Raw genomic sequence first — 21,824 nt, forward strand, 5'->3', positions numbered from 1 at the left:
GCACCGCTGAGTAAAATAGGCGGCACTGCTGAGTAAAAAAAACCAAGCACGAGAGCGCTCGTGCTTGGTTTATTTTTTTGCCTCGGCTTTTTTACCTCGTCCTAATTGCAGCGCTACGTCCTGATTGCAGAGGGTCGTGGTCGAGTGGCTAAAACACCTTACTCGCCAGCCACCTTCATTGAATCAATAATGATCGACCCGGTTTGAATCTGACTACGGGTTTCAATGTCAGTGCCGATGGCGACGATATTGGCAAACATGTCATTCAAGTTACCAGCAATGGTGATCCCACTGACTGGGTACTGTACTTCGCCCTTTTCCACCCAAAAACCAGCGGCACCGCGTGAGTAATCGCCGGTGACTGGGTTAACACCTTGCCCCATCAGTTCGGTAACCAGCAATCCGGTTCCTAATGTTTTAAGCATGGCATCCGTATCTTGGCCTGTGTGGCTCACGTACCAGTTATGAATCCCGCCGGCATGACCTGTGGGTGCCATATCTAGCTTACGGGCGGCATAACTGGTCGCTAGGTAGGTTTTCAAGATCCCTTGCTCAATAATGCGTCTGTCTTGTGTGATCACCCCTTCGCTATCAAACGGCGCACTGGCGGCCCCTTTACGTACATGGGGCAATTCATTGATAGTGAGCCAATGCGGAAATATCTGCTCGTCCTTTTTGTCTAATAAGAACGAGGATTTGCGGTACAGTGCCGATCCGCTAATCGCCATGACCAAATGACCAAACAACCCCGTTGCGACACTACGATCGAACATCACGGGCACTTGGCATGTCGAGACACTGCGCGGGTTCAAACGGGCAACCGCATGTTTGGCCGCTTCAACCCCGACAAATGCAGGGGTCCATAAATCGGCTTTGTCACGCGCCACTGTGTAGCTCATGTCACGCTCCATGCCGCCCTCGCTTTGCGCAATCACCGAGCAGCTTAGCGCCTGTTGACTTGACGGATAGCTCCCGAGCATACCGTGGCTATTGCCATATACTCGGATCCCATAGTGACTGTCATAGCTGGCACCATCACTGAACTTGATCCGGCTGTCATGATTCAAGGCTGCTTGCTCAGCTTCAATCGCCAATGCCGCGGCGGTATCCGGTTCGGGCTCATCCGGATAAAACAAGTCCAAATCCGGGTAGTCGAACGCCATCAAGTCTTTCGGCGCCGGACCACCAAAGGGATCGGGCGAGGTATAGCTCGCGATTTCTAACGCGGCTTCGACCGTTTTAGCTATCGCTTTTTCAGATAAATCGGTGGTGGAGGCGCTGCCTTTACGCTGATCGCGATACACGGTGATGCCGAGCGCACCATCTTGATTAAATTCAACGTTTTCGACTTCGCCCATTCGCGAGCTTACACTGATGCCGGTACTTTTGGTGATAGCGACTTCGGCTTGATCACTTCGCGCCGACGCCATATCTAGCGCACGACTTACCGCTTGGCGAAGCTGCTGCTCTTGTTCAGCGACCTGTTGTTTCACACTCATAGTTGACCTTTTTGATTCGCATTCGAGTTCGACATCGTGAGCTCAGCGAGGCTATGATAAAAAAGCCCGCGTTTGGGCGCGTTTCTTGTTAACATACGTGTCATTGCACATTCTCACTGAGGTTGAACATGGGCCGTAAAAATAAACCCGCTCCCTGGGAGGAAGAGGAAGAAATCATCTGGGTTAGCAAGTCCGAGATGAAGCGCGATATGCTTGCTTTACAATCGCTCGGCGAAGCGCTGGTTAAACTCAAACCCGCGGTATTAGAAAAATTCCCGCTTGATGACAACTTGCTCTCTGCGATTCTCGACGCACAACGTTTAAAAAACGAAGCCCGTCGACGCCAGCTCCAGTACGTGGGCAAATTGATGCGATCGCGCGATCCTGAACCGATACAAGCGGCGCTCGATAAGTTGCAGAACAAACATGCTCAACATAGCATGGCGCTACAAAAAATTGAGCAGCTACGCGATCGTATTATCGATCAGGGCGATAGTGCGATTAGTGATGCGCTCTTACAGTATCCTGATGCTGACCGTCAGCGTTTACGCCAGTTGGCACGTCAGGCTCAAAAAGAGCAACAGCAAAATAAGCCGCCCAAGGCCTATCGCGAGATCTTCCAATATCTCAAAGGCTTTTACGACCAAAGCCTATAAAACAATACGCCAGTGCCTCGCACTGGCGTAGATTGGTTAAGATTCGGTGCCACCGACGGTCATCGCATCTAATTTCAATGTCGGTTGCCCAACACCAACAGGCACGCTTTGCCCGGCTTTCCCGCAAACCCCAACGCCAGGATCAATCGCCAGATCATTGCCCACCATCGATACCTGCTGCATGGCTTCAACACCACTGCCAATTAAGGTCGCGCCTTTCACCGGAGTAGTGATTTCACCCTTTTCAATCAGATAAGCTTCTGACGTGGAGAATACAAATTTCCCCGAGGTGATATCGACCTGCCCGCCGCCAAAGTTCGGCGCATATAAGCCTCGCTCAACACTGGCAATGATCGATTCAGGGGTACTGTCTCCACCTAACATATAGGTATTGGTCATGCGTGGCATCGGCAAGTGTGCATAAGACTCGCGACGACCATTCCCGGTGGGAGCCACACCCATGAGTTTGGCATTATGCTTATCTTGCATATAGCCTTTGAGTACGCCATTTTCGACCAATACATTGTACTGGCCTGGCACCCCTTCATCATCGATGCTCAACGAGCCGCGACGATCATTCATGGTGCCGTCATCAACGATGGTACACAGAGGAGAGGTCACTTGCTCACCAAGGCTACCGGTAAATACCGATGACTCTTTGCGGTTAAAGTCCCCTTCTAACCCGTGACCGACCGCTTCATGCAGCAACACGCCCGGCCAACCTGCACCCAACACCACGGGCATCGTCCCTGCTGGTGCCGCGTCTGCACGAAGGTTGACCAGCGCGAGACGGATAGCTTCATCAGCAAATTGCAACGCGCGCGACTTACCCGCCTGCTCGTGCAAAAAGACCTCGTAACCATAGCGGCCACCGCCACCAGCACTGCCGCGCTCACGACGACCATCTTGCTCAACTAACACTGAGACCGATAAGCGCACCAAAGGACGAATGTCGGCGCCATAGGTACCGTCCGTCGCCGCAATCAGCACTTGCTCATACAAGCCGTTTAAACTGGCATTCACTTCTTTGACGCGTGGCTCTTTAGCACGAATATAGCTATCGATTTCTTTTAATAAATCAATTTTCTGCTCACGCGTCAGGCTTCCCAACGGATCGATGGGCCCATAGTAAGGGGTCGCTTGGACGGCACGAAAGGCGCTGACCTTACCGTGTCCACCCACAGGTGCAATGCCCCGCGCCGCAGTCGCACTTTGCATTAAGGCATCGGGGGTGAGCTGATCCGAATAGGCAAATCCGGTTTTTTCACCGCTGATCGCTCTGACACCAACGCCACGGTCGATGTTAAAGGAGCCGTCTTTAATAATGCTGTCTTCCAGCGCTAACGATTCATGCCAAGTGGATTGGAAGAAAATATCGCCATAGTCAATCTGGCGACCGCTTAAGTGCGCCAGCGTCGCATGAAGCTGCGACTCACTCACGCCCGCCGGGCGCAGTAAGGTTTCTTCGACCTGTTCCAGACTCATTCGCTTACTCTTGGTTGTGGCCGCCGAGCTGGCAGCCGAAAGAAAAAGATAACGCGCCGAGGGTGCGCTATTTCAGTTGGCTTTGCAACCGGGTATGAGACAGTACGGGCATCTTGCCCCGAATGGATTCACTGACACTAAAATCAAGCTCTGCCCACGTCACCCCGGGTTCACGCCCCAGGGATGTGACCACTTGCCCCCAGGGATCAATAATCATCGAGTGCCCCCAGGTTTGCCGCCCTTTACTGTGCTCGCCACACTGGCCTGCGGCAATAATCCAACACTGGGTTTCAATTGCCCGAGCGCGTAGCAGGGGCTCCCAATGCGCTTGACCGGTCACGCGGGTAAAAGCTGCCGGCACGGTGATGACGTCGGCCCCTTGCGCGCGTAGCGCTTGGTACAAAGGCGCGAACCGTAGATCGTAACAAATGCTCAACCCTAGGCAACCGAAGGGCGTATTCACCGTCGACAGTTGGTCGCCCGCAGCAAAGTAATCTGACTCTCGATACCGGCCATGCGCATCAGCCACCTCGACATCAAACAAATGTAATTTATCGTAGCTGCCCCGAAGATGCCCGGCATTATCGAACACTAAACTGGTACTGCTCAGCAGCCCGTTGTCATTTTGGATGGGAAAAGCGCCCACCACTAACCAAAGGTCGTACTGGTGCGCCAACTTGGCAAGCTGTTGCTGTAACGGGCCATGGCCCAATCGTTCAGCATGACGTTGATAATCATGTTTCCCGCCAAACACTAACGCATTTTCTGGGGTCAGCACCAGTTTCACGCCTTGATCACTGAGTCGGTGCAAACTGGCTTGCAGTGTCTTCATGTTATGGGCGGGATCGGCACTGGATGTCATTTGGATAACACCGGCTTTCATCATGCTCACTCCTTGGCTTTTTCTGCCTGCTCGCGCAATCGTTCAGTCGCTTCGGGGGGAAGGGCTAACGCTTCTTGGTTACGCGACACTTCCCGAATATCTGGTGTGCCAATCGAACCTATCACCTGGTAGCGTACTTGGGTAAACACATCCATCACCGGAGAAATTGCTGTCGTCACCGCGAGTACATACAGCGCGGTTTGCGGCGTAACCGCAAAGGCACTTAATACCGGGATCCCTGAGGTAATATCCGGCGTAAAACGCACATCCGCATTGACTTGGTTTTCCACTAAATTGGCAATACCTTTGATAACCATATCACCGGCAATGCCATCCATGCGGATATTATCGGTGACCAAGACGCCATTTGTGATCACGGCCCGCCCCGTGATGTCATCAAACGCCAGCCCATCGTCAAACACGCCCGAGAAATCGAGCTGAATTTTACGCAAAATAGAATCTAAGCTAAATAACCCTAACAGTTTGCCCGCGCCACCAACACCACTGATATAACCGTCTTGGATATCCGCACTTACCTCGCCATTGAGGCTGGATATATCAGCTTGCCAAGGTAAGCCGGCATAATTCAGTGCGGCTTGGGTGGTAAAGCTTGCATCTTGGATCCCACCACTGACGCCAAATCGTCCCATGAGATCCGAGGTACTTTCGCCACCCAGTGCTAACGTCAATGCGGTTTGATGGCGCCCTTGTTTATCTATCCGCCAATGCCCATTGACCGCTGCATGGTTATTGCCGCTTTTTACCGTCAGTGACGACAGTGTTAGCTGCTGATCGTGTTTATTGACAACGGCCTCGACACGTCCCAGTCGATACCCTTCTAACCAAAGATCATCAATCGTAAGGCGTGATGGTGGAATGGCGGCCAGTAAGGCTTTGTCTGCAGCCGTGGCTTGGGGATCCACAGGCTGAAAGAGTGGTGCGTCGGTAGGTTGGGTCTGGTCGGACGGCTGTCGATTGATATGCCAGTGATCAATATCGACAGCTAAACGACCTTCTATTGGCCAGTTTGCTTGTCCGCTGAGCTCTTGACTGCCGACCAGCACATGCCATCCCTTCGCTTTTTGACGCGCGGCCACTGATAAGTCATGAAAAGCGAGCTTCCCGGCCGAGAGTTGATCGACTTTGACATTCACACGTTGCGGTATCGGTAAGCCAGGGTATTGATGTTGCCGATCCGGCCATGCTTGCCGCACGTGTTTCCACACTGCGTGCCACGCGTCTACATCCAAGCGTGCAAGTGCCAGATCAAAGCGATGACCGCGAGTGGCGAGGAGTGTGGGTTGTTTATCGCCAACTTGCCACTGACTGGACACAAATTCTGGGGTCGCACCTTGGGTATTAATTCGTGCTTGATAATTCACATTTGGCAACTGTACGCGCCCCGTTAACCCTTCACGGTTACCGCTTGCTTCTATATGCGCCTGCCCTTTTTGCCAGCGCGGTTTGTGAAGCGGCGCAGGCAGCGTTGATTGCAGTGGTGTCGTATCGACATCAATGCCGAGCTGGTAGTCAAACCCCGTATCATGAAGGGTAAGATCGAGCCCAGCCTGCCAACGTGCGCCACCAGAAAGGTAAGGCTTGAGCGGCAGCGATAACTGGTTCAGCAATGGCACTATGTCCCAATCCGCCTCGATACCTACATCCAACTGATAGCCGGCAGAGGCAGCTTCGCCCGCAAGATCTAGGTTGATAGCTTGCCCCAGCCACTGAGCACTCATCGATTGGGCCGTGATGCCATCGTCGTCAAACGACAGTGCCCCCGAGACATTGTCCAAGGCCATAGCAGGCGTTTGAATCCTGACTTGGTTGCCCGCAAAGTCCACCTTGCCGGTTGCATGAGGTTGCTCACCATCAAGCGGGATCGATAAACCTAACTGCGCATTGACTAATCCGTCGACGTTGATATGAGTTAAGGCGGCACCGACCGTATCCACTAATGGGGTGGCCAGCATATAGCGGTGCACCGCGTCTCCTGTCGCCGAGAGCGAGGCCTTGAGTTCAAGGCGACTGTCTGCCTCGGTCATGTCGACAATGTTTGCCTGAACCTGACGACTGACGGCATCGTTTAAGCGAACATGATCACCCTCAATCGTCAGGCCTGCGTTGTCGAACAAGAGTGTCGCATCAAGCTCTGTCAGCGTCGGCCAGGCGGTATCAAAGCTAAATGCCCCATTGCGCAGCGGCACTTTGGCTTGAAAAATGCCATCATGCTCACGGTATGGAAAACTATCTAGGGCACCAAACCAAAGGATTTCACTGCCCTCGGCTTGGCCTCCTTGAATGGCACGTGATAAATATCCGGTCAATGATTCAGGCAGGGCGCGCGTTGGCAAATAACGCCACGTTTGTCCGGCATCGGTCACATCGGCATGGGCGTAAAGCGCAAGAAATGGCGCCCCCTGCTTGGGAATATCAAGACGAAAGGCGCCGGTTCCGTGAACATCTGCACCGGTGACCGCTGCCTTTTCGCTCCAAATCGAGACGCCTTGGCTCGTCGGTTGCCAATTGAGGGTGAGCTGACCTTGTTCAAGTGGCAAAGGCGCTTGAAAAAAGTCGCCATATGGCAGCGACTGCGCGCCAAGTTCAAGCTGTGCCTGACCACGTCCTCCCTCGCCAGATAGGGTAGCATTTAAGCCATGAAACGCCGGAAAATACCCCCAGCGTTCGGCCGACACCTCGGTCAGTGTCGCTTGATAGCGTAGCGGCGTTGTCGGTTGTTTGCTTAATGCGAGGGATTCAACCTGGCCCGCCGGTGCCAGCGCGGCCGCTATACGGTGCTGTTGTTCCGACTGACTGACCAAGCCGAGTAAAGGCTGTAATAAGGCAATATCCAGGTCGGCCGCATTGAGACGCCAACGCTCGTTCGTTCCTTGCCATGACAGCCGAGAAATCGCAGGGGCTGTGGTGGCATTTTGCTTCACCCATATTCCGTCCGTATCCACGCGCCACGCACGTTTGCCTTCTGCGGTCAGTTGGACTTGGCTATCTTTCACCGCCCAGGTTTTTGCCTCTTCCGCGCTGTCATGCCATTTGAGCGCGAGATCATCAATCGATAACAACGCATCACGGGGTTGGCCGCGTTCCACGCGCACCCAGGCTTGGGCATCTAAACGCGCCGCATCAATGGTCACTGAGGGCGTCAATGTTTGCGTGAGCCACGGCGCGAGATCCATCGCTTCACTGGCAAGATAAAAATCGCCAGTCAGGGTGTCGACGCCTTGGGTTTCAGTGAAAGCGGCTTTAACACGCACGGCTTCTAACTGGGTGCCTTTTACCCCAATTCGCGCTTGTACCTGATGTTGTCCTGCTTGATTACGCCAAAAGAGATCCTTGATAGTTAATACTTCTGTTTCAAGCGATGGGGTCACCAGGATGACTTTGGCGTTCGGTATCGAGAATTGGCCCAAACGGGCAAGGAAGAGATCTTCAAGCCGGGCACGCACATTGGTACCCGTGTCTTTTTCTGGCAACTGACCGGTATCCAGCACCAGGCCATCGAGTGTTACATGAGAAAAAACCGGTTGCCAACGCATCAGTGTTGCGGAGACATCAAGCTGTAAATCAATATGCTGAGCCGTCAAAAGCGCCGATCCATTATCGCTCGTCGCTAGAGAGACATTTTTTAATGTCAGTGAAGGGGTCAAATTACGCCACTGCCCGGCAATGCCCTCAAGTTGCGCACTGAACCCCGTCTGCTCAGACACCCATTGCCGTAACGGCGCTTGCAAAAGCTCAACATTAGGCAATAGAAAGCGCAAACCGCCTATCAATAAGGCGGTGATGACTATCATGCTGATCACGCTGGTCATTAACCAGCTGACACTTTTTCTCACCCAAGCCATGGCTTACATCATTACTACGTCAAACTGTTCTTGTGTATACAAAGGCTCTGACTTCACTTTGACTTGCTTACTAATAAATATTTCCAATTCAGCCACAAGGTGAGAGTCTTCACCGGCAAGGGCTTCAATGACTGCCGGCGCGGCATAGACAACAAACTTATCCGCATCATAGGTACGATTGACCCGAGTGATTTCTCGCAGCACCTCATAACAGACGGTTTCCACGGTTTTGACCGAGCCACGCCCGTCACACGTCGGACACCCGCCACACAGCACGTGTTCGATGCTTTCTCGTGTCCGCTTACGGGTCATTTCGACCAAGCCTAACTGGGTAAAGCCATTAATGTTGGTTTTTACTCTGTCTTGGCTCAATGCCTGCTCAAGCGAGTGCAGCACGCGACGGCGATGCTCATCCGTGCTCATATCGATAAAGTCGATAATGATGATCCCGCCCAGATTTCTCATCCGAAGCTGGCGTGCAATAGCGCGAGTGGCTTCAATGTTGGTATTAAAAATGGTTTCATCGAGGTTGCGGCGTCCAACAAAGGCGCCGGTATTAATGTCGATGGTGGTCATCGCTTCCGTCTGGTCGATGATCAGGTAGCCGCCCGATTTTAGCTGTACTTTACGCTCTAACGATCGTTGAATTTCGTTTTCCGTGTCATACATATCAAAGATGGGCGCTTGTCCGTCGTAATACGCCAACTTATCGGCTAATTCAGGCACAAATTCGGAGGTAAACTCTTGTAGCTTTTCATAGGCCTGTTTGGAATCGACCCGAATCAAGTCTAACTCAGTGCCGACAAAGTCACGGACAATGCGCTGCGCCAACGCAAGCTCGCCATACAGCATGGACTTGGTTTTATATCGGGCGCGTCGCTCTAATACCTTGTTCCATAATCGCTTTAAAAAGGCGGCATCTTGCGCCATTTCATTATCTGTTGCGCCCTCAGCGGCCGTGCGAATAATAAAGCCACCCAGCTCGTCACAATACTCACTGACGATGCTTTTTAGGCGTTTGCGCTCATATTCGCTCTCGATCCGTTGCGATACGCCCACATGGGCAGCGCCAGGCATGAAAACCAGATAGCGCGAGGGCAAGGTAATGTCAGTGGTTAAACGCGCGCCTTTTGTGCCTAGCGGATCTTTCACCACCTGCACCACAATATCTTGCCCTTGACGGACAAGTTCGGAGATATCGCGAACTTGAAATTGCTGTTTCTCGTTTTCTGATACGCATTCGGTATGAGGAACAATATCAGAGGCGTGTAAAAACGCGGCCTTCTCTAAGCCAATATCGACAAAGGCTGCCTGCATCCCAGGCAAAACACGACTGACCTTACCTTTGTAGATATTGCCTACAATTCCGCGTTTCGCTTCACGTTCTATGTGAATTTCTTGGAGGTTGCCCCCCTCTACCATCGCCACCCTCGTTTCACTGGGTGTGACGTTTATTAACAGTTCCGCACTCATGGTTTCCCCGATGTCTCAAAAGTGGGGCCTAGCGCCACTCGTTGGTGCGCTCAGACCGAAAATTGTTTGAGCAGTTGCTCGGTTTCATACAGTGGCAAACCAACGACGGCGTGATAGCTTCCATCGATACGGGTCACAAACTTACCGCCCAATCCTTGAATCGCATATGCACCGGCTTTATCCGCGGGCTCCCCCGACTGCCAATAAGCATCAATCATCTTATCCGTCAGTGAACAAAACCAGACTTTGGTGGTGACAACGGTGGTGACTTGCTTGATGGCATTTGCCACTGTCACGGCCGTCATCACTTGATGCTCTCGCCCAGACAGCTGTTTAAGCATCCGGGTTGCATCGGCTTGATCTATCGGCTTTTCCAGTACTTGGTCACCATCAACCACAATGGTATCCGCGCCAAGTACCGGGATGTGCCCACCCGTTTGTATCACGCCGGCTCGCGCTTTATCTTGCGACAAGCGTGAGACATAGGCATAGGGCGATTCGCTCGCGTTTTGTTTTTCCTCTACATCGATGACGACACGAGAAAAGTTGACGCCCATTTCGGTGAGCAGTTCATGGCGTCGAGGCGATCCCGAGGCCAGGTATAAATCACAATGCATAGTCCCTCGCTAACGAATGGCAAACCGACGGCGTAACCGGCGCAATAGTAAGAACACCCAGGGCCACAGTATGAAGTTAAGCACACCCGCCCAAAGCTGTTCAGGATTAAACTGTACGTTAGAGACTAAATACTCCGCCCAGAACTCGATCAATTTTCCAGCCAAGGTCAGTAAAGACAGTAAAAGCGCTTGGTGCCAATAGGACATATTGCGCAGTAATTGAAAATTAAGCGCGACAATATATATCAAAATGGCCATGGTCATCCCTCGAACGCCCAAGGTGGAGCCCAACATCAGATCCCATAACAACCCGACCACTAACGCTGTCCCCACATTCACTCGATGTGGCAACGCCAGAACCCAGTAAAATGCGACGAGCAAGACCCAAGAAGGACGAAAAGGCGCCAGTTCACCGGGCCACGGAGCGGCCTGCAAAATCAACGCAACCATGAAGGAGAGCCAAATAACCAATTGGCCACGAAATGTCACATTTGCCATTATGGTGATTCTCCCTCGCTACCTGACGACGGCGCAGAGTCAGATGACGGGTTTTCTTGCTCAGATGACGATTGACTCATAGGCCGATCGGAGGGCGCATTATCGGCTTTTTCTGGGGTTGGCCAGACTAAAAGAAGATAACGTAACCGATCGAATTTTACTGCGGTTGTCGCGGTGACTTGCGCAAAGGGACGTTTATTATCAAACGAGAATTCTGTCACCGTGCCCACTGGATAGCCTTCAGGAAAGACGCCGCCAAGCCCGGATGTCACTAATTTATCGCCCACTTTAATATCCGTGCTACTCGGAATATTATCCAAACCGATATAGGCGGTGGTCCCACGGCCAGACGCTATCACGCGAATATCATTGCGCATCACTTGAACTGGCACCGCATGAGTAGGATCAGTGAGTAACAAGACACGGCTATTATGCGCACCGACATAAGCAACCTGTCCGACGACCCCGTGTTCATTGATCACTGGCTGCCCTTCATACACACCATTGGTGCGTCCTTTATCGAGCATCACTTGGTGTTTATAGGGATCAGAATCGACCGCCATCACTTCGGCGACCATTTTTCGTTCATCACGAATAAACGACGATCCGAGTAGCTCACGTAAGCGTTGATTTTCGCGCTCTGTCTGTGCCAATAGAAGCTGATCACTTTCGAGCTGCAACACTTGTTTGCGTAAGGCGCGATTTTCAGCCACTACACGTTGATGAGCGCGAAACTGCATCACTAATTCATCAAGGGTGTCACGAGGCACATTCGATGCATACTGAAGCGGTGCAACCAAGGTGTTGAGGAAATAGCGGACCCCGGCAAAAGCATCAAGACGACTATCAGCCAGCATAAGGCTGACTGATAGTAGAAGCGCGAAAAACAGGCGTAATTGCAGAGACGGTCCTCTGCCAAACATAGGTTTCATAATGAAAACAACCTGTTTGTTGGCACAGTCACGTTAATCTTCGCTAAAAAGATCGCCGCCATGCATATCGATCATCTCAAGCGCTTTACCCCCACCCCGTGCAACACAGGTCAGTGGATCTTCCGCCACAACCACCGGAATCCCCGTTTCTTCGGTCAGTAAACGATCGAGATCGCGCAGAAGAGCGCCGCCGCCGGTAATCACCATGCCGCGCTCGGAGATATCGGACGCAAGCTCTGGTGGGCACTGCTCTAACGCCACCATCACTGCCGAAACGATACCGCTCAGCGGCTCTTGTAGCGCTTCCAAGATTTCGTTGGAGTTTAGCGTAAAGCTACGTGGCACACCTTCAGCAAGGTTACGACCGCGAACTTCAATTTCGCGCACTTCATCGCCCGGATAGGCTGAACCAATCTCGTGCTTAATGCGCTCTGCCGTCGCTTCACCAATCAAGCTGCCATAGTTACGGCGAACATAATTGATAATGGACTCGTCAAAACGGTCACCACCAATACGCACTGATGAGGAATAAACCACACCGTTAAGCGAGATGACCGCCACTTCGGTGGTACCACCACCGATATCAATCACCATCGAACCGGTCGCCTCGGAAACCGGCAGGCCAGCGCCAATCGCCGCGGCCATCGGTTCGTCAATCAGATAAACTTCACGCGCACCCGCGCCCACGGCTGATTCGCGAATGGCACGGCGTTCAACTTGGGTAGAACCACAAGGCACCGCCRCTAGCACTCGTGGGCTCGGACGCATGTAGCTATGATCATGCACAGACTTAATAAAGTGCTGTAACATTTTTTCGGTGACATAAAAGTCAGCAATGACGCCGTCTTTCATCGGGCGGATCGCGGCAATATTACCTGGCGTTCTACCCAGCATTTGCTTCGCATCATGACCCACAGCAGCCACACTCTTAGCAGAACCCGCGCGGTCTTGACGAATAGCGACAACAGACGGCTCATCCAGAACAATGCCCTGTTCTTTTACATAAATCAGTGTATTGGCGGTTCCCAAATCAATCGATAGATCGTTGGAAAACATCCCGCGAAGTTTCTTAAACATGATGGTCAGTTAATCCTGCAAGCTGTGAAATCAGACAAATTGAGCTAAATGTATCAACGCGCACGGTAAGCAGCAAGATACGGTGCTTTAAACCTGAATGAGATCTGTGTTTTTTTTCAATGCGCTGTCATTTTGATGATTTTTCCATCAAAAACGCATCATTCCCTTTGTTTTTCTGCCGCGGGTGACTGGCATGATTCACCGATCACCAACGTCGTGGACGCTTGTTGTGAAGCCGTTGCCTCCTGATACATCAAATAACACGCGGGCGCTGGCTGCTCATGGAACAACCAAATAAAGTCAACGCGGTTTTGTTCAGGGTATCGTCGTATCTGCCAACGTGTGGTGTCCTGCAGCGCGCTCACTAACTTAGGCAGCGCACTGATTTGGGGATAGCCATATGTTACGCCTATTTCGATACCGTCGACGGTCAGTGATTGAGCAGGCTGATCGGTGATTTTCTCGGCTTTCGCCAAGGCAAACGTCCGTGTCGAGGCACTATCAATACCACTTTTTAACCCTTTCAACGCTGACACATTCGCATCGGCTTCATAATCATAGAACTTAGGTACCGCAATGACGACAAGAACTGACAAAATACTGACTAATAATACGGCTTCTAACCATCCACGTCCCTGTTGAAATACTTTTTTTTCCCTAAGCGTCATCGTTTTCCCCAGCGGCGTCGCTTTTTCTGGGCAGGATGCGGTGACATTTCGGCACCCAGCAAACGCCCTTGCCCACCTGCCACACCAAGATCTTTCACCACGGACCACTCCTCATTCGTTTCCACACCGACGGCAAGCACCTCCGTGCTGGTTGCTTCACAAGCGCCCAACACACTGCGCAAATACAGCTGGTTTTCAGGGCGTTGGTGAATATTGCGGACCAGGCTACGATGCAGCTTGATATAAGCCGGTTGAATATCTTTTACGTAGTGAGTGCTCACTATCGTTCTGCCTGCTTGGTCAACGACAAGTCGGCACCCTAACGCGGCAATCATTCGTAAGCAAGGTCGCGCGGCATCAAAGTGCGAGACTAAAGCGCCCTCCGAGACTTCCACCAGCAGTCGATTTAATGTACTGCGTGGAGTTTGTAGCAAGGCATCACGCAGCCAAATCACAAATTCGCGCTGACATAGTGAGTATGCACTAACATTCACCGCATAGTTATCAATATGATCACGCGTTTTTAGCCACCATAACGCACGTCCCACGGTAGCCTTGTCGAAAGTAACATCCATGCCGACCCACTCGACCCCGGGCCAAAAGCGCGATGCTTTTAACACTTTACCTTTTTCGTCTTTAATTCGACCCAAAAGTTCATAATGGAGACGGGTTTTGCCATCTCGTGCAAACACGGGTTGGCGGTAGAGCATGGGGCCTTCACCCGCCATTACCGACTCGAGTAAGGTTCGCCAACGTACACTGCCGCGTTTATCCAAACGGCTGAGTTGTTTATCAAACTGTGACCAGCCATTTTGTCCTGTTAGCTCCGCCGCTTTTAGCGCTCGCTCAGCTTCATCCATTAATCGGCCACGCCGCTCCCCCGCGCCAAAAGAAGTCATGCCCAAATGAAACCAGTTATCTTTCTCCAACGCCTCTGACGGCGTCAGTTTATCTAAAGCGTTGGTGATTTGCGCCAAGAAAGGGTGCACTTCATCCCCTGCCTGGTTGACCAATAGGATGGCAAAATCAGACGCAAAGTAACGCGCAAGCACGGCATCGGGAAAACGCTGAGTCGCATTAGAGAGCACGTTACCGATAGCTTGAATCAAGTGATCCGCGGCCTCTTGACCATGTTGCGCGACCAACTCATCCCAGTCGGCGACACGGACTAAAATAACACTGCCTTGACTCGCATCATCGGTCGCCAGTGTATGCAGCCGGTTATCAAACATCACGCGGTTCGCGGCTCCCGTTAGCTGATCGAGAAAGGTATTTGTGCGGATAAAGGTGTCAAAACGACTCCGCTCCTGCCGAGCCTCTTTAAGCTCCTCAATGAGCTGACTCAACGCAGCACTCGCGGGAATAGGCCATTCTCGAGGGTCGCCTTGCTGTGCCTCATCCAGGCGGCCCGCCAAAACTAATCGGCCACGCTGCTCCAAGACTTCACTGCCATACAGTTGCCGCCGTAACCATCCGATCCCCCACGCTAAACCAAGGACAATCACCAAAATCGCCGCCGACAACGAAAAGAGGGGGCCAATCGAATACGCAAACTCGGCATAAGGCGGGACAAATGTGAGTTTCACGGCATAACCAGGATGACTGTCGAGCGGAATATCTCGCGTGATAACTTGTTGTGTGGCGATCGTTTGATATTGGATTTGTTCGTATTGATACAAGATCCCGGTTTCTGAATAGATGGTCAAAGAGGTCACGTCACTGGCTTTGAGCATTTTGGGCAACCAGCGTGAAAAATACTGATTGTCTCGTTGCTCGCTCGCCATCTCTTGATCAATCACCTCGACCATGCCATCGACGTAATGCGAGATAAAGTCGATCCCCAGCTGGCGAAAACTGATAGCGCCACCAATAAATAAAACGAAAATGGCGCACACCACGATTAAGGTGACAAATGCAACGAGTCGGTTGGTCAGCTTCATTCCGCTGACTTTAATCGCATTAGCTGTTCTATCCATGATTCTCTGCTGACTGAGGTCGCCTTTTGGGGCTCGTAGCCGCTATTATCAGGCTTAGTGATCATAATGTGAATGCCTAGCCACCATCCGTGGCTACCTTTTCTTCCCCAAGAGGACTCATGGACTGGATTACCTGTACCAAAAGCTTTATTTGTGTGGTCGATCAGGGCTCGTTAGCACAAGCTGCCACGCAACTACATACCTCAAGCTCAGCCTTATCCAAACGCCTGAGTTGGCTTGAGCGCCAGCTTGGCGTGCAACTGTTAAAACGCACCACCCGAAGCTTGTCGATGACCGATGCCGGTGATCTTTTTTATCACCGAGCAAAAACCTGGGTCGACGATTGGCAACAATTAGTCAGTGAAACCACGTCTACCTTTGGGGAAGTCAGCGGCATATTACGTATTGGTGCGCCATTGGTGACAGGGAACCGTTTTCTGGTCAACTTTATTGCTGAGTTTCTTGAGATTTATCCGAAAATCAAGGTTGAGCTCACCACCTTGACCCCAGGACAGCTCCCTGATCTTAATCTTGATGTGGTGATCAGCCGCGAGCTCGAGTACTTCAACTCTGCCAGCTATATTGCGGCAAAGCTGTTTGATTTTCAGCCTGGCTTTTTTGCCTCGCCCACCTATCTTGCTCGGCACGCGCCGATAACCCACCCTGACCAACTAAGCCAACATAATATTTTGCTCTATGGTCACTCCCATCAGCCTCAAGAGCGGGTCTTCGAAGATGGCACACGTTTGCAGTTGTCGGGAAACTTTGTCTCGCCTAATCCTGAAGCCTTAGTGAGCGCTGCGGTCATTGGCATGGGCATTATTTTAGGAGGGGCTGGGACCGTGCAAAAAGAAATTGATCAGGGCTTATTGGTTCCCGTATTGCCTGCACTCAAGCAGCCACGCTCATCGGCTTATGCGTATTACCCCAAGTTGGAGTACAACCACACGAAGACCAAGCTATTTATCGATTTTATTAAACAAAAAGTTAAACAGTTGTACATTTAGCACGCGCCACCCTGTTATGGGAGGCTAGGTTCTATCAGGGGTTAGGCGATTTTGGAAAAAGTATTTTATTTTTTGTCTATATATCACTAACAATTGCTGCGCTAGGGTAGGGCTAAACACTCACCTCACAGCGATACGATATTTATGTCTTACTATCATCCTCAATACCCTGATACGCCTGCGCTTAAAAAAGCAGCTAAAAAGCGTATTCCTGCCTTCGCGTTTGATTATCTTTGTGGCGGTTGTCACGACGAAATTGGGGTGGCGCACAATGCAAGCTCCTTCACTCAAGTAAAGCTGCAATCTGATTTACTCGCCCCGACCCCCGACATTAACTTATCGGTCGAACTATTTGGCAAACACTACGCCGCCCCATTCGGTGTCGCGCCCGTCGGATTACAAGGGCTGATGTGGCCAAAAGCGCCAGAAATTCTCGCGAAAGCGGCTTATAAGGCGAACCTTCCTTATGTACTCAGCACCGTATCCTCAGCGAGTCTTGAAACCATTGCCGAGATCTCTGAGGGCACGGCGTGGTACCAGCTGTATAACCCGACGGATGCCGAGATCCGTGACGATCTGATGGGACGCATCAAACGAGCAGGGTATAAAGTGCTGGTGGTGACGGTGGATGTCCCCACCTTTGGTTATCGTCCTCGCGATATCAAAAATGGCTTGGCCATGCCGCCCAAAATGAACCTTCGTAATATCGCGCAAATGATGCAATGTCCGAGCTGGAGCTGGCATACACTCCTTGCCGGTATTCCTGAAATGCAGACTTTGAAACCTTACATGCCCAAGAATATGCCCACCAGCGAGCTGGCTAACTTTATGAATAATACCGTGATGGGCGCGGTCGACTTTGAGAGCCTAAAAGTGATCCGGGATAACTGGGATGGGCCATTAGTGCTTAAAGGGCTGGTCAATCCTGAGGATGTCGCACAAGCGGTTGCGCTGGGCGCAGATGGTGTGGTGCTATCCAATCATGGCGGCCGCCAGTTAGATGTGGGCGAATCCCCGTTAGATACGATTCAAACCATTAAGCATCAGTACGGCGATAAAATTAAACTGTTAATGGACAGCGGCGTACAAAGCGGTGGCAACGTAGCGCAGGCCATGGCAATGGGTGCTGACTTTACCTTGCTGGGCCGAACGTTTGTTTATGCTTGTGGCGCCGTGGGTCAACACGGCGGTGAGCATGCCATTGAAATGCTCACTCAACAAATGACTCAGGTGATGGGCCAATTAAAATGCCCCACACCAACCCAACTGCCTCACTTTTTAAAAGCTGGGCCTGGCGTTGCCTAATCTCATGCCGTGAATCAATACGACATCCTAAAAACAAAGCGCCCCAATCACGGGGCGCTTTGTCGATCAAGCTTTGTCGATAACGATATGGCGCTCAGATAGCCGTTGGTTAAGAACGTAGCCTAGAACGGAATATCGTCGTCAAAGTCAGGCAGATCATTATACTGCTGCTGAGGTTGCGACTGAGGCTGAGATTGTGGTTGCGGGGCCGCTTGCTGCTGAGGTGGTTGTTGATTCATGTTTTGCTGAGGCTGCTGAGGTTGACCCCATCCACCTTGCTGCTGCGATGGCTGCTGCATTGGCTGGCCTTGGTTTTGGCCGCCGCGACCACCCAGCATTTGCATGCTACCGCTAAACGGCTGTACCGCCACTTCCGTGGTGTAGCGATCTTGACCGCTTTGGTCTTGCCATTTACGCGTTTGTAGTTGGCCTTCAATATACACTTGCGAGCCTTTACGCAGATACTCACCGGCGACTTCTGCGGTTTTACCAAATAACACAACACGATGCCACTCTGTTTTCTCTCGCATCTCACCGGTGTTTTTATCACGCCATGACTCCGAGGTCGCGAGGCTTAGGTTCGCCACCGCACCGCCGTTGGGAAGGTAACGGATTTCCGGATCATTGCCCAAATTACCAATCAAGATGACTTTATTTATGCCACGGCTGGCCATAGGTGACTCCCATTGTTGCTGTTACGCGCGAAATGATTTCGCTCACTGGATAAATAAGCCTGAAGTCTAGCACGAGCCCCCTCGAGGTTCGAAACTTTTCAACGCGATCAGGTTCCAGATTCTGCGCTTGCAATGGCGTAACAATGCGTTACCACAAAGTGGATATACCTGAGCAATGAAAATAGTTTAAACTGATACAAATCTTGCCTCGCCTTGGCGTTTGTGAACGGACAGTGCCCAGCGCTCACGCAGCGACGCCGGTTAAGTGATCATTAGTAGGATGCTTATGAACCAAGCAGAAACCACTTCAGACCATTACACCCTTCTTCTTATTTCCCAGCCTAGCATGTCTGTTTCGGCGTTAATGACGTGTTTAGAAAAAGAAACACATAGTGCCGTTGAACTCGTGCCTCCCCACGAGATTGCAGCCAAACTGACTACGCGCTCTGGACTGGTGCTCATTGATCTCAATGCCTTTGATGACACCGCTACCGACCAACTCAAACAAACGTTAGCACCCTTTGCCGAGCAACACGTATTCGCCTTACTCAATGCCCATGATTTGAGTGCCAAAGAGCTGGCGAGCTGGCCTTTTATCAAAGGGGTATTTAAAAAAGAGGATGAAGTGCATCACCTTTGTCACGGCATTGAAAAGATGTTTTCCGGTGAGTATTGGTTGCCCCGCCATAAAATGGCTGCCTTAATCCATTATTACCAGCAGCATCACCAGCAAACCATTGACGAGCAGGCGGTTGTGTTGACTAACCGTGAACAGCAGATTTTGCATCATTTGGTCACAGGTGCCTCAAATCAAGATATCGCCAATGCCTTAGCGGTGAGTGAGCACACAGTCAAATCGCATCTGTATAACGTGTTTAAGAAAATCAACGTCAAAAACCGTGTCCAAGCGGTGTTCTGGGCGAAAAATAACGCCTCATTAATTGGCTTTACCGGACAAGAAGGTCCAGTCGATAATGACGAGGTCAATGGGTAACTTGGACCGCAGCTGTCACCGCGTTACCATGGTGTGATTCTTAGCCAAAAAGGACGTTGTAGGATGGCTTTCGATGTATTTAATGGCGATGCAGACGGCCTAGCGGCATTGGTGCAATGGCGTCTTGCCTACCCTGAAGCCAATACGCTGATCACCGGGGTAAAACGTGATATTACACTGTTAAAGCAGGTTCCCCTGGCCACTGAGCAGGTCACAGTGATGGATCTCTCCATGGCCAAAAATCAAGCTGCTCTTGACGCTTTGCTCGCCTCCGGCACCCAGGTTTTTTATGCCGATCACCACCAAAGCGGCGCCGTGCCTCAATCGCCTTTGCTTCATGCCCACATTCATACCGGCGCGAACACCTGCACCGCCTTAATTATTGATAAGCTTTTGCACGGTCAATATCGAGAATGGGCGCTGGTTGGTGCCTATGGCGATAATCTCCATCGTACCGCTAACGCCCTCGCCCACCAGTCACAAATAGCTGCCAGCCAACGTGATCGGCTTGAACAGCTTGGCCACTGTCTTAATTACAATAGCTATGGCGCCAGCCTGGATGATCTGATCATGCCTCCTGCCATCTTATATCGGCATCTGTGTGGCTTTGATACCCCCGATGCTTTTATGCGTGCTTATCCGGACATTGTAACGACCTTGGCAGAGGCCTACCAAAGTGACCGTGATAAAGCGAAAGCGCTAGCGCCTGAAACCACTGGAGATGGGGGTAAAATTTATCTGTTACCGGATGCTGCTTGGGCGCGTCGCATCAGTGGTATGTTAGGCAATCAGCTGGCAAACCAGGCGCCCGACAGTGCGCATGCTGTACTGACGCCGATGCCGAGCGGTGATTGGATGGTCAGTATCCGCGCGCCGTTAAATCGTCCCTCTGGCGCGGTGCAGTTAGCAGAGCAATTTGCTACCGGTGGCGGTCGGGCTGCCGCGGCGGGCATCAATGCCTTGCCTGCCACCGCCTTATCGGCATTTACCGCCGCGTTTATGGCACATTTTTCGCTATAGCGGGATCAGCAATATCGAAGCCGTCACGCTCTCACGCCCTGAGTATGCTTACGACTTGCGTCGCTGCCTGTAACCCAGCAAACTATTGCTCGATAATAAACTATTGCTTTATAACAAACTGTTGCTCTATAACAAACTGTTGCTCTATAAAAACGTTTTGCCTCATAAGATATATGCTGAGTGGCCACTTATTCGCAAGCCGGTAAGTGGCGTACATACAGCCTAACGTGCTGATGGCGACTCGATAAAACAAAGGATCCACGATGATTAAAAAATGTCTGTTCCCAGCGGCTGGCTATGGCACCCGCTTTTTACCGGCGACCAAATCGATGCCGAAAGAAATGATGCCGGTGGTCAATAAACCCCTGATTGAATATGGCGTAGATGAAGCGTTGGAAGCGGGCATCAATGGTATGTGTATCGTCACGGGGCGTGGCAAACATGCCATTATGGACCATTTTGATAAAAACTATGAGCTCGAACATCAAATCAGTGGCACCAATAAAGAAGCACTGCTGGACGATATTCGTAATACAATAGAAAAAGCCTCCTTCACTTACATTCGCCAACATGAGATGCGCGGGTTAGGTCACGCAATCCTGACAGGACGCGATTTAGTTGGCGATGAGGCCTTTGCGGTCGTCCTTGCTGATGATCTTTGCATTCATCCAGGCAACGGCGTGCTTAACCAGATGGTCGCGCTCTACAATCAGTTCCGCTGCTCCATTGTCGCCGTCGAAGAAGTGCCAGAAGATGAAACCCATAAATACGGGGTGATTGCGGGCCAAGAGATCAAAGATGACCTTTTCCGCGTAGACAATATGGTAGAAAAACCCGATCCCGGTAATGCACCGAGCAATCTTGCGATTATTGGCCGTTATATTCTCACGCCCGATATCTTTGATCTGTTAGAAAACACCCCACCAGGTAAAAATGGTGAGGTGCAGATCACCGATGCCTTGCTAAAACAAGCGCAGTCAGGCTGTGTGCTTGCCTATAAATTTAAAGGCGAGCGCTTTGATTGTGGCAGTGTTGAGGGCTTTATTGAGGCCACAAATCACTGCTATCAGCATCACTACCTCGGTAGCAGTAACAAAGATGAGGCAACCGTCAAAAATCCGTAATCGCCTCAGGTGCACTGGCGCGAGTGGTTTTTTCGATACGAGCAAAGGCTGTGTAAATATACAGCCTTTTTGT

The 21,824-nt window shown here is 51.3% G+C and carries 18 protein-coding genes; 6 read left to right on the forward strand and 12 right to left on the reverse strand.

The window, feature by feature from the left end; genetic code table 11:
• Positions 1-158 precede the first annotated feature (158 nt).
• Entirely contained in the window at positions 159-1,499 is a 1,341-nt protein-coding gene (gene pmbA, locus BZG78_RS01225) for a metalloprotease PmbA (RefSeq protein WP_077660149.1), read from the reverse strand.
• 128 nt (positions 1,500-1,627) lie between these two features.
• On the opposite strand from pmbA, the gene yjgA reads away from it, so the two are divergent.
• Positions 1,628-2,155, forward strand: coding sequence for a ribosome biogenesis factor YjgA (gene yjgA, locus BZG78_RS01230; protein ID WP_021022692.1), 528 nt, complete (start codon positions 1,628-1,630; stop codon positions 2,153-2,155).
• Between the two features lie 36 nt (positions 2,156-2,191).
• Here yjgA and tldD read toward each other — a convergent pair whose 3' ends face one another.
• The 10 genes from tldD to csrD form a co-directional block, all read right to left on the reverse strand.
• A complete protein-coding gene (gene tldD / locus BZG78_RS01235; protein WP_077660150.1) occupies positions 2,192-3,640 on the reverse strand; it encodes a metalloprotease TldD in 1,449 nt (482 codons plus the stop codon).
• A 67-nt stretch (positions 3,641-3,707) separates the two neighbouring features.
• Positions 3,708-4,526, reverse strand: coding sequence for a carbon-nitrogen hydrolase family protein (locus BZG78_RS01240; protein WP_077576249.1), 819 nt, complete (start codon positions 4,524-4,526; stop codon positions 3,708-3,710).
• Between the two features lie 2 nt (positions 4,527-4,528).
• Positions 4,529-8,386, reverse strand: coding sequence for a YhdP family protein (locus BZG78_RS01245; RefSeq protein WP_077660151.1), 3,858 nt, complete (start codon positions 8,384-8,386; stop codon positions 4,529-4,531).
• 3 nt (positions 8,387-8,389) lie between these two features.
• Positions 8,390-9,859 (reverse strand): ribonuclease G, encoded by a 1,470-nt coding sequence (gene rng / locus BZG78_RS01250; protein ID WP_021022696.1) that lies wholly within the window; start codon positions 9,857-9,859, stop codon positions 8,390-8,392.
• Between the two features lie 50 nt (positions 9,860-9,909).
• The gene (locus tag BZG78_RS01255) at positions 9,910-10,476 is read right to left on the reverse strand and encodes a Maf family protein (protein WP_021022697.1); all 567 of its coding nucleotides are present in this window, start codon (positions 10,474-10,476) and stop codon (positions 9,910-9,912) included.
• A 9-nt stretch (positions 10,477-10,485) separates the two neighbouring features.
• A complete protein-coding gene (mreD, locus tag BZG78_RS01260; protein ID WP_021022698.1) occupies positions 10,486-10,974 on the reverse strand; it encodes a rod shape-determining protein MreD in 489 nt (162 codons plus the stop codon).
• The gene (gene mreC / locus BZG78_RS01265; RefSeq protein ID WP_077576252.1) at positions 10,974-11,906 is read right to left on the reverse strand and encodes a rod shape-determining protein MreC; all 933 of its coding nucleotides are present in this window, start codon (positions 11,904-11,906) and stop codon (positions 10,974-10,976) included. Before mreC ends, mreD begins: the two co-directional genes overlap by 1 nt.
• A gap of 33 nt (positions 11,907-11,939) precedes the next feature.
• Complete coding sequence (locus tag BZG78_RS01270; RefSeq protein ID WP_077660152.1) at positions 11,940-12,983, reverse strand: rod shape-determining protein; 1,044 nt, start codon at positions 12,981-12,983, stop codon at positions 11,940-11,942.
• A gap of 158 nt (positions 12,984-13,141) precedes the next feature.
• On the reverse strand, positions 13,142-13,651 hold the full coding sequence (locus tag BZG78_RS01275) for a hypothetical protein (RefSeq protein WP_077660153.1): 510 nt from the start codon (positions 13,649-13,651) through the stop codon (positions 13,142-13,144).
• Positions 13,648-15,627, reverse strand: a complete 1,980-nt coding sequence (gene csrD / locus BZG78_RS01280) for an RNase E specificity factor CsrD (protein ID WP_077660154.1) — start codon at positions 15,625-15,627, stop codon at positions 13,648-13,650. The genes BZG78_RS01275 and csrD overlap by 4 nt, the downstream gene beginning before the upstream one ends.
• A 119-nt stretch (positions 15,628-15,746) precedes the next feature.
• On the opposite strand from csrD, the gene BZG78_RS01285 reads away from it, so the two are divergent.
• A complete protein-coding gene (locus tag BZG78_RS01285; protein WP_077459909.1) occupies positions 15,747-16,634 on the forward strand; it encodes a LysR family transcriptional regulator in 888 nt (295 codons plus the stop codon).
• A gap of 144 nt (positions 16,635-16,778) precedes the next feature.
• On the forward strand, positions 16,779-17,939 hold the full coding sequence (locus BZG78_RS01290) for an alpha-hydroxy acid oxidase (protein ID WP_077660155.1): 1,161 nt from the start codon (positions 16,779-16,781) through the stop codon (positions 17,937-17,939).
• A 122-nt stretch (positions 17,940-18,061) separates the two neighbouring features.
• Here BZG78_RS01290 and BZG78_RS01295 read toward each other — a convergent pair whose 3' ends face one another.
• On the reverse strand, positions 18,062-18,613 hold the full coding sequence (locus BZG78_RS01295) for a single-stranded DNA-binding protein (RefSeq protein WP_021022705.1): 552 nt from the start codon (positions 18,611-18,613) through the stop codon (positions 18,062-18,064).
• Positions 18,614-18,899: 286 nt separating this feature from the next.
• On the opposite strand from BZG78_RS01295, the gene BZG78_RS01300 reads away from it, so the two are divergent.
• From BZG78_RS01300 to galU, 3 genes are all read left to right on the forward strand, one after another.
• Positions 18,900-19,607, forward strand: a complete 708-nt coding sequence (locus BZG78_RS01300; protein WP_077660156.1) for a LuxR C-terminal-related transcriptional regulator — start codon at positions 18,900-18,902, stop codon at positions 19,605-19,607.
• Positions 19,608-19,670: 63 nt separating this feature from the next.
• Positions 19,671-20,627 (forward strand): acetyltransferase, encoded by a 957-nt coding sequence (locus BZG78_RS01305; protein ID WP_077660157.1) that lies wholly within the window; start codon positions 19,671-19,673, stop codon positions 20,625-20,627.
• Positions 20,628-20,890: 263 nt separating this feature from the next.
• Positions 20,891-21,751 carry a UTP--glucose-1-phosphate uridylyltransferase GalU gene (gene galU, locus BZG78_RS01310; protein WP_077577325.1) on the forward strand — a complete coding sequence of 287 codons (861 nt, stop codon included), beginning with the start codon at positions 20,891-20,893 and terminating at the stop codon, positions 21,749-21,751.
• Positions 21,752-21,824 lie beyond the last annotated feature (73 nt).

It is taken from the genome of Salinivibrio sp. MA351 (assembly GCF_001996065.1).
GTDB classification, from domain to species: domain Bacteria; phylum Pseudomonadota; class Gammaproteobacteria; order Enterobacterales; family Vibrionaceae; genus Salinivibrio; species Salinivibrio costicola.

What these genes read in the sequence shown, in the direction of transcription:
- pmbA (WP_077660149.1), bottom strand. Translation starts at nt 1,499, where the DNA reads ATGAGTGTGAAACAACAGGTCGCTGAACAAGAGCAGCAGCTTCGCCAA.
- BZG78_RS01245 (WP_077660151.1), bottom strand. Translation starts at nt 8,386, where the DNA reads ATGGCTTGGGTGAGAAAAAGTGTCAGCTGGTTAATGACCAGCGTGATC.
- BZG78_RS01295 (WP_021022705.1), bottom strand. Translation starts at nt 18,613, where the DNA reads ATGGCCAGCCGTGGCATAAATAAAGTCATCTTGATTGGTAATTTGGGC.
- csrD (WP_077660154.1), bottom strand. Translation starts at nt 15,627, where the DNA reads ATGGATAGAACAGCTAATGCGATTAAAGTCAGCGGAATGAAGCTGACC.
- BZG78_RS01305 (WP_077660157.1), top strand. Translation starts at nt 19,671, where the DNA reads ATGGCTTTCGATGTATTTAATGGCGATGCAGACGGCCTAGCGGCATTG.
- mreC (WP_077576252.1), bottom strand. Translation starts at nt 11,906, where the DNA reads ATGAAACCTATGTTTGGCAGAGGACCGTCTCTGCAATTACGCCTGTTT.
- mreD (WP_021022698.1), bottom strand. Translation starts at nt 10,974, where the DNA reads ATGGCAAATGTGACATTTCGTGGCCAATTGGTTATTTGGCTCTCCTTC.
- BZG78_RS01240 (WP_077576249.1), bottom strand. Translation starts at nt 4,526, where the DNA reads ATGATGAAAGCCGGTGTTATCCAAATGACATCCAGTGCCGATCCCGCC.
- tldD (WP_077660150.1), bottom strand. Translation starts at nt 3,640, where the DNA reads ATGAGTCTGGAACAGGTCGAAGAAACCTTACTGCGCCCGGCGGGCGTG.
- yjgA (WP_021022692.1), top strand. Translation starts at nt 1,628, where the DNA reads ATGGGCCGTAAAAATAAACCCGCTCCCTGGGAGGAAGAGGAAGAAATC.
- rng (WP_021022696.1), bottom strand. Translation starts at nt 9,859, where the DNA reads ATGAGTGCGGAACTGTTAATAAACGTCACACCCAGTGAAACGAGGGTG.
- BZG78_RS01255 (WP_021022697.1), bottom strand. Translation starts at nt 10,476, where the DNA reads ATGCATTGTGATTTATACCTGGCCTCGGGATCGCCTCGACGCCATGAA.
- BZG78_RS01290 (WP_077660155.1), top strand. Translation starts at nt 16,779, where the DNA reads ATGTCTTACTATCATCCTCAATACCCTGATACGCCTGCGCTTAAAAAA.
- BZG78_RS01275 (WP_077660153.1), bottom strand. Translation starts at nt 13,651, where the DNA reads ATGACGCTTAGGGAAAAAAAAGTATTTCAACAGGGACGTGGATGGTTA.
- galU (WP_077577325.1), top strand. Translation starts at nt 20,891, where the DNA reads ATGATTAAAAAATGTCTGTTCCCAGCGGCTGGCTATGGCACCCGCTTT.
- BZG78_RS01285 (WP_077459909.1), top strand. Translation starts at nt 15,747, where the DNA reads ATGGACTGGATTACCTGTACCAAAAGCTTTATTTGTGTGGTCGATCAG.
- BZG78_RS01300 (WP_077660156.1), top strand. Translation starts at nt 18,900, where the DNA reads ATGAACCAAGCAGAAACCACTTCAGACCATTACACCCTTCTTCTTATT.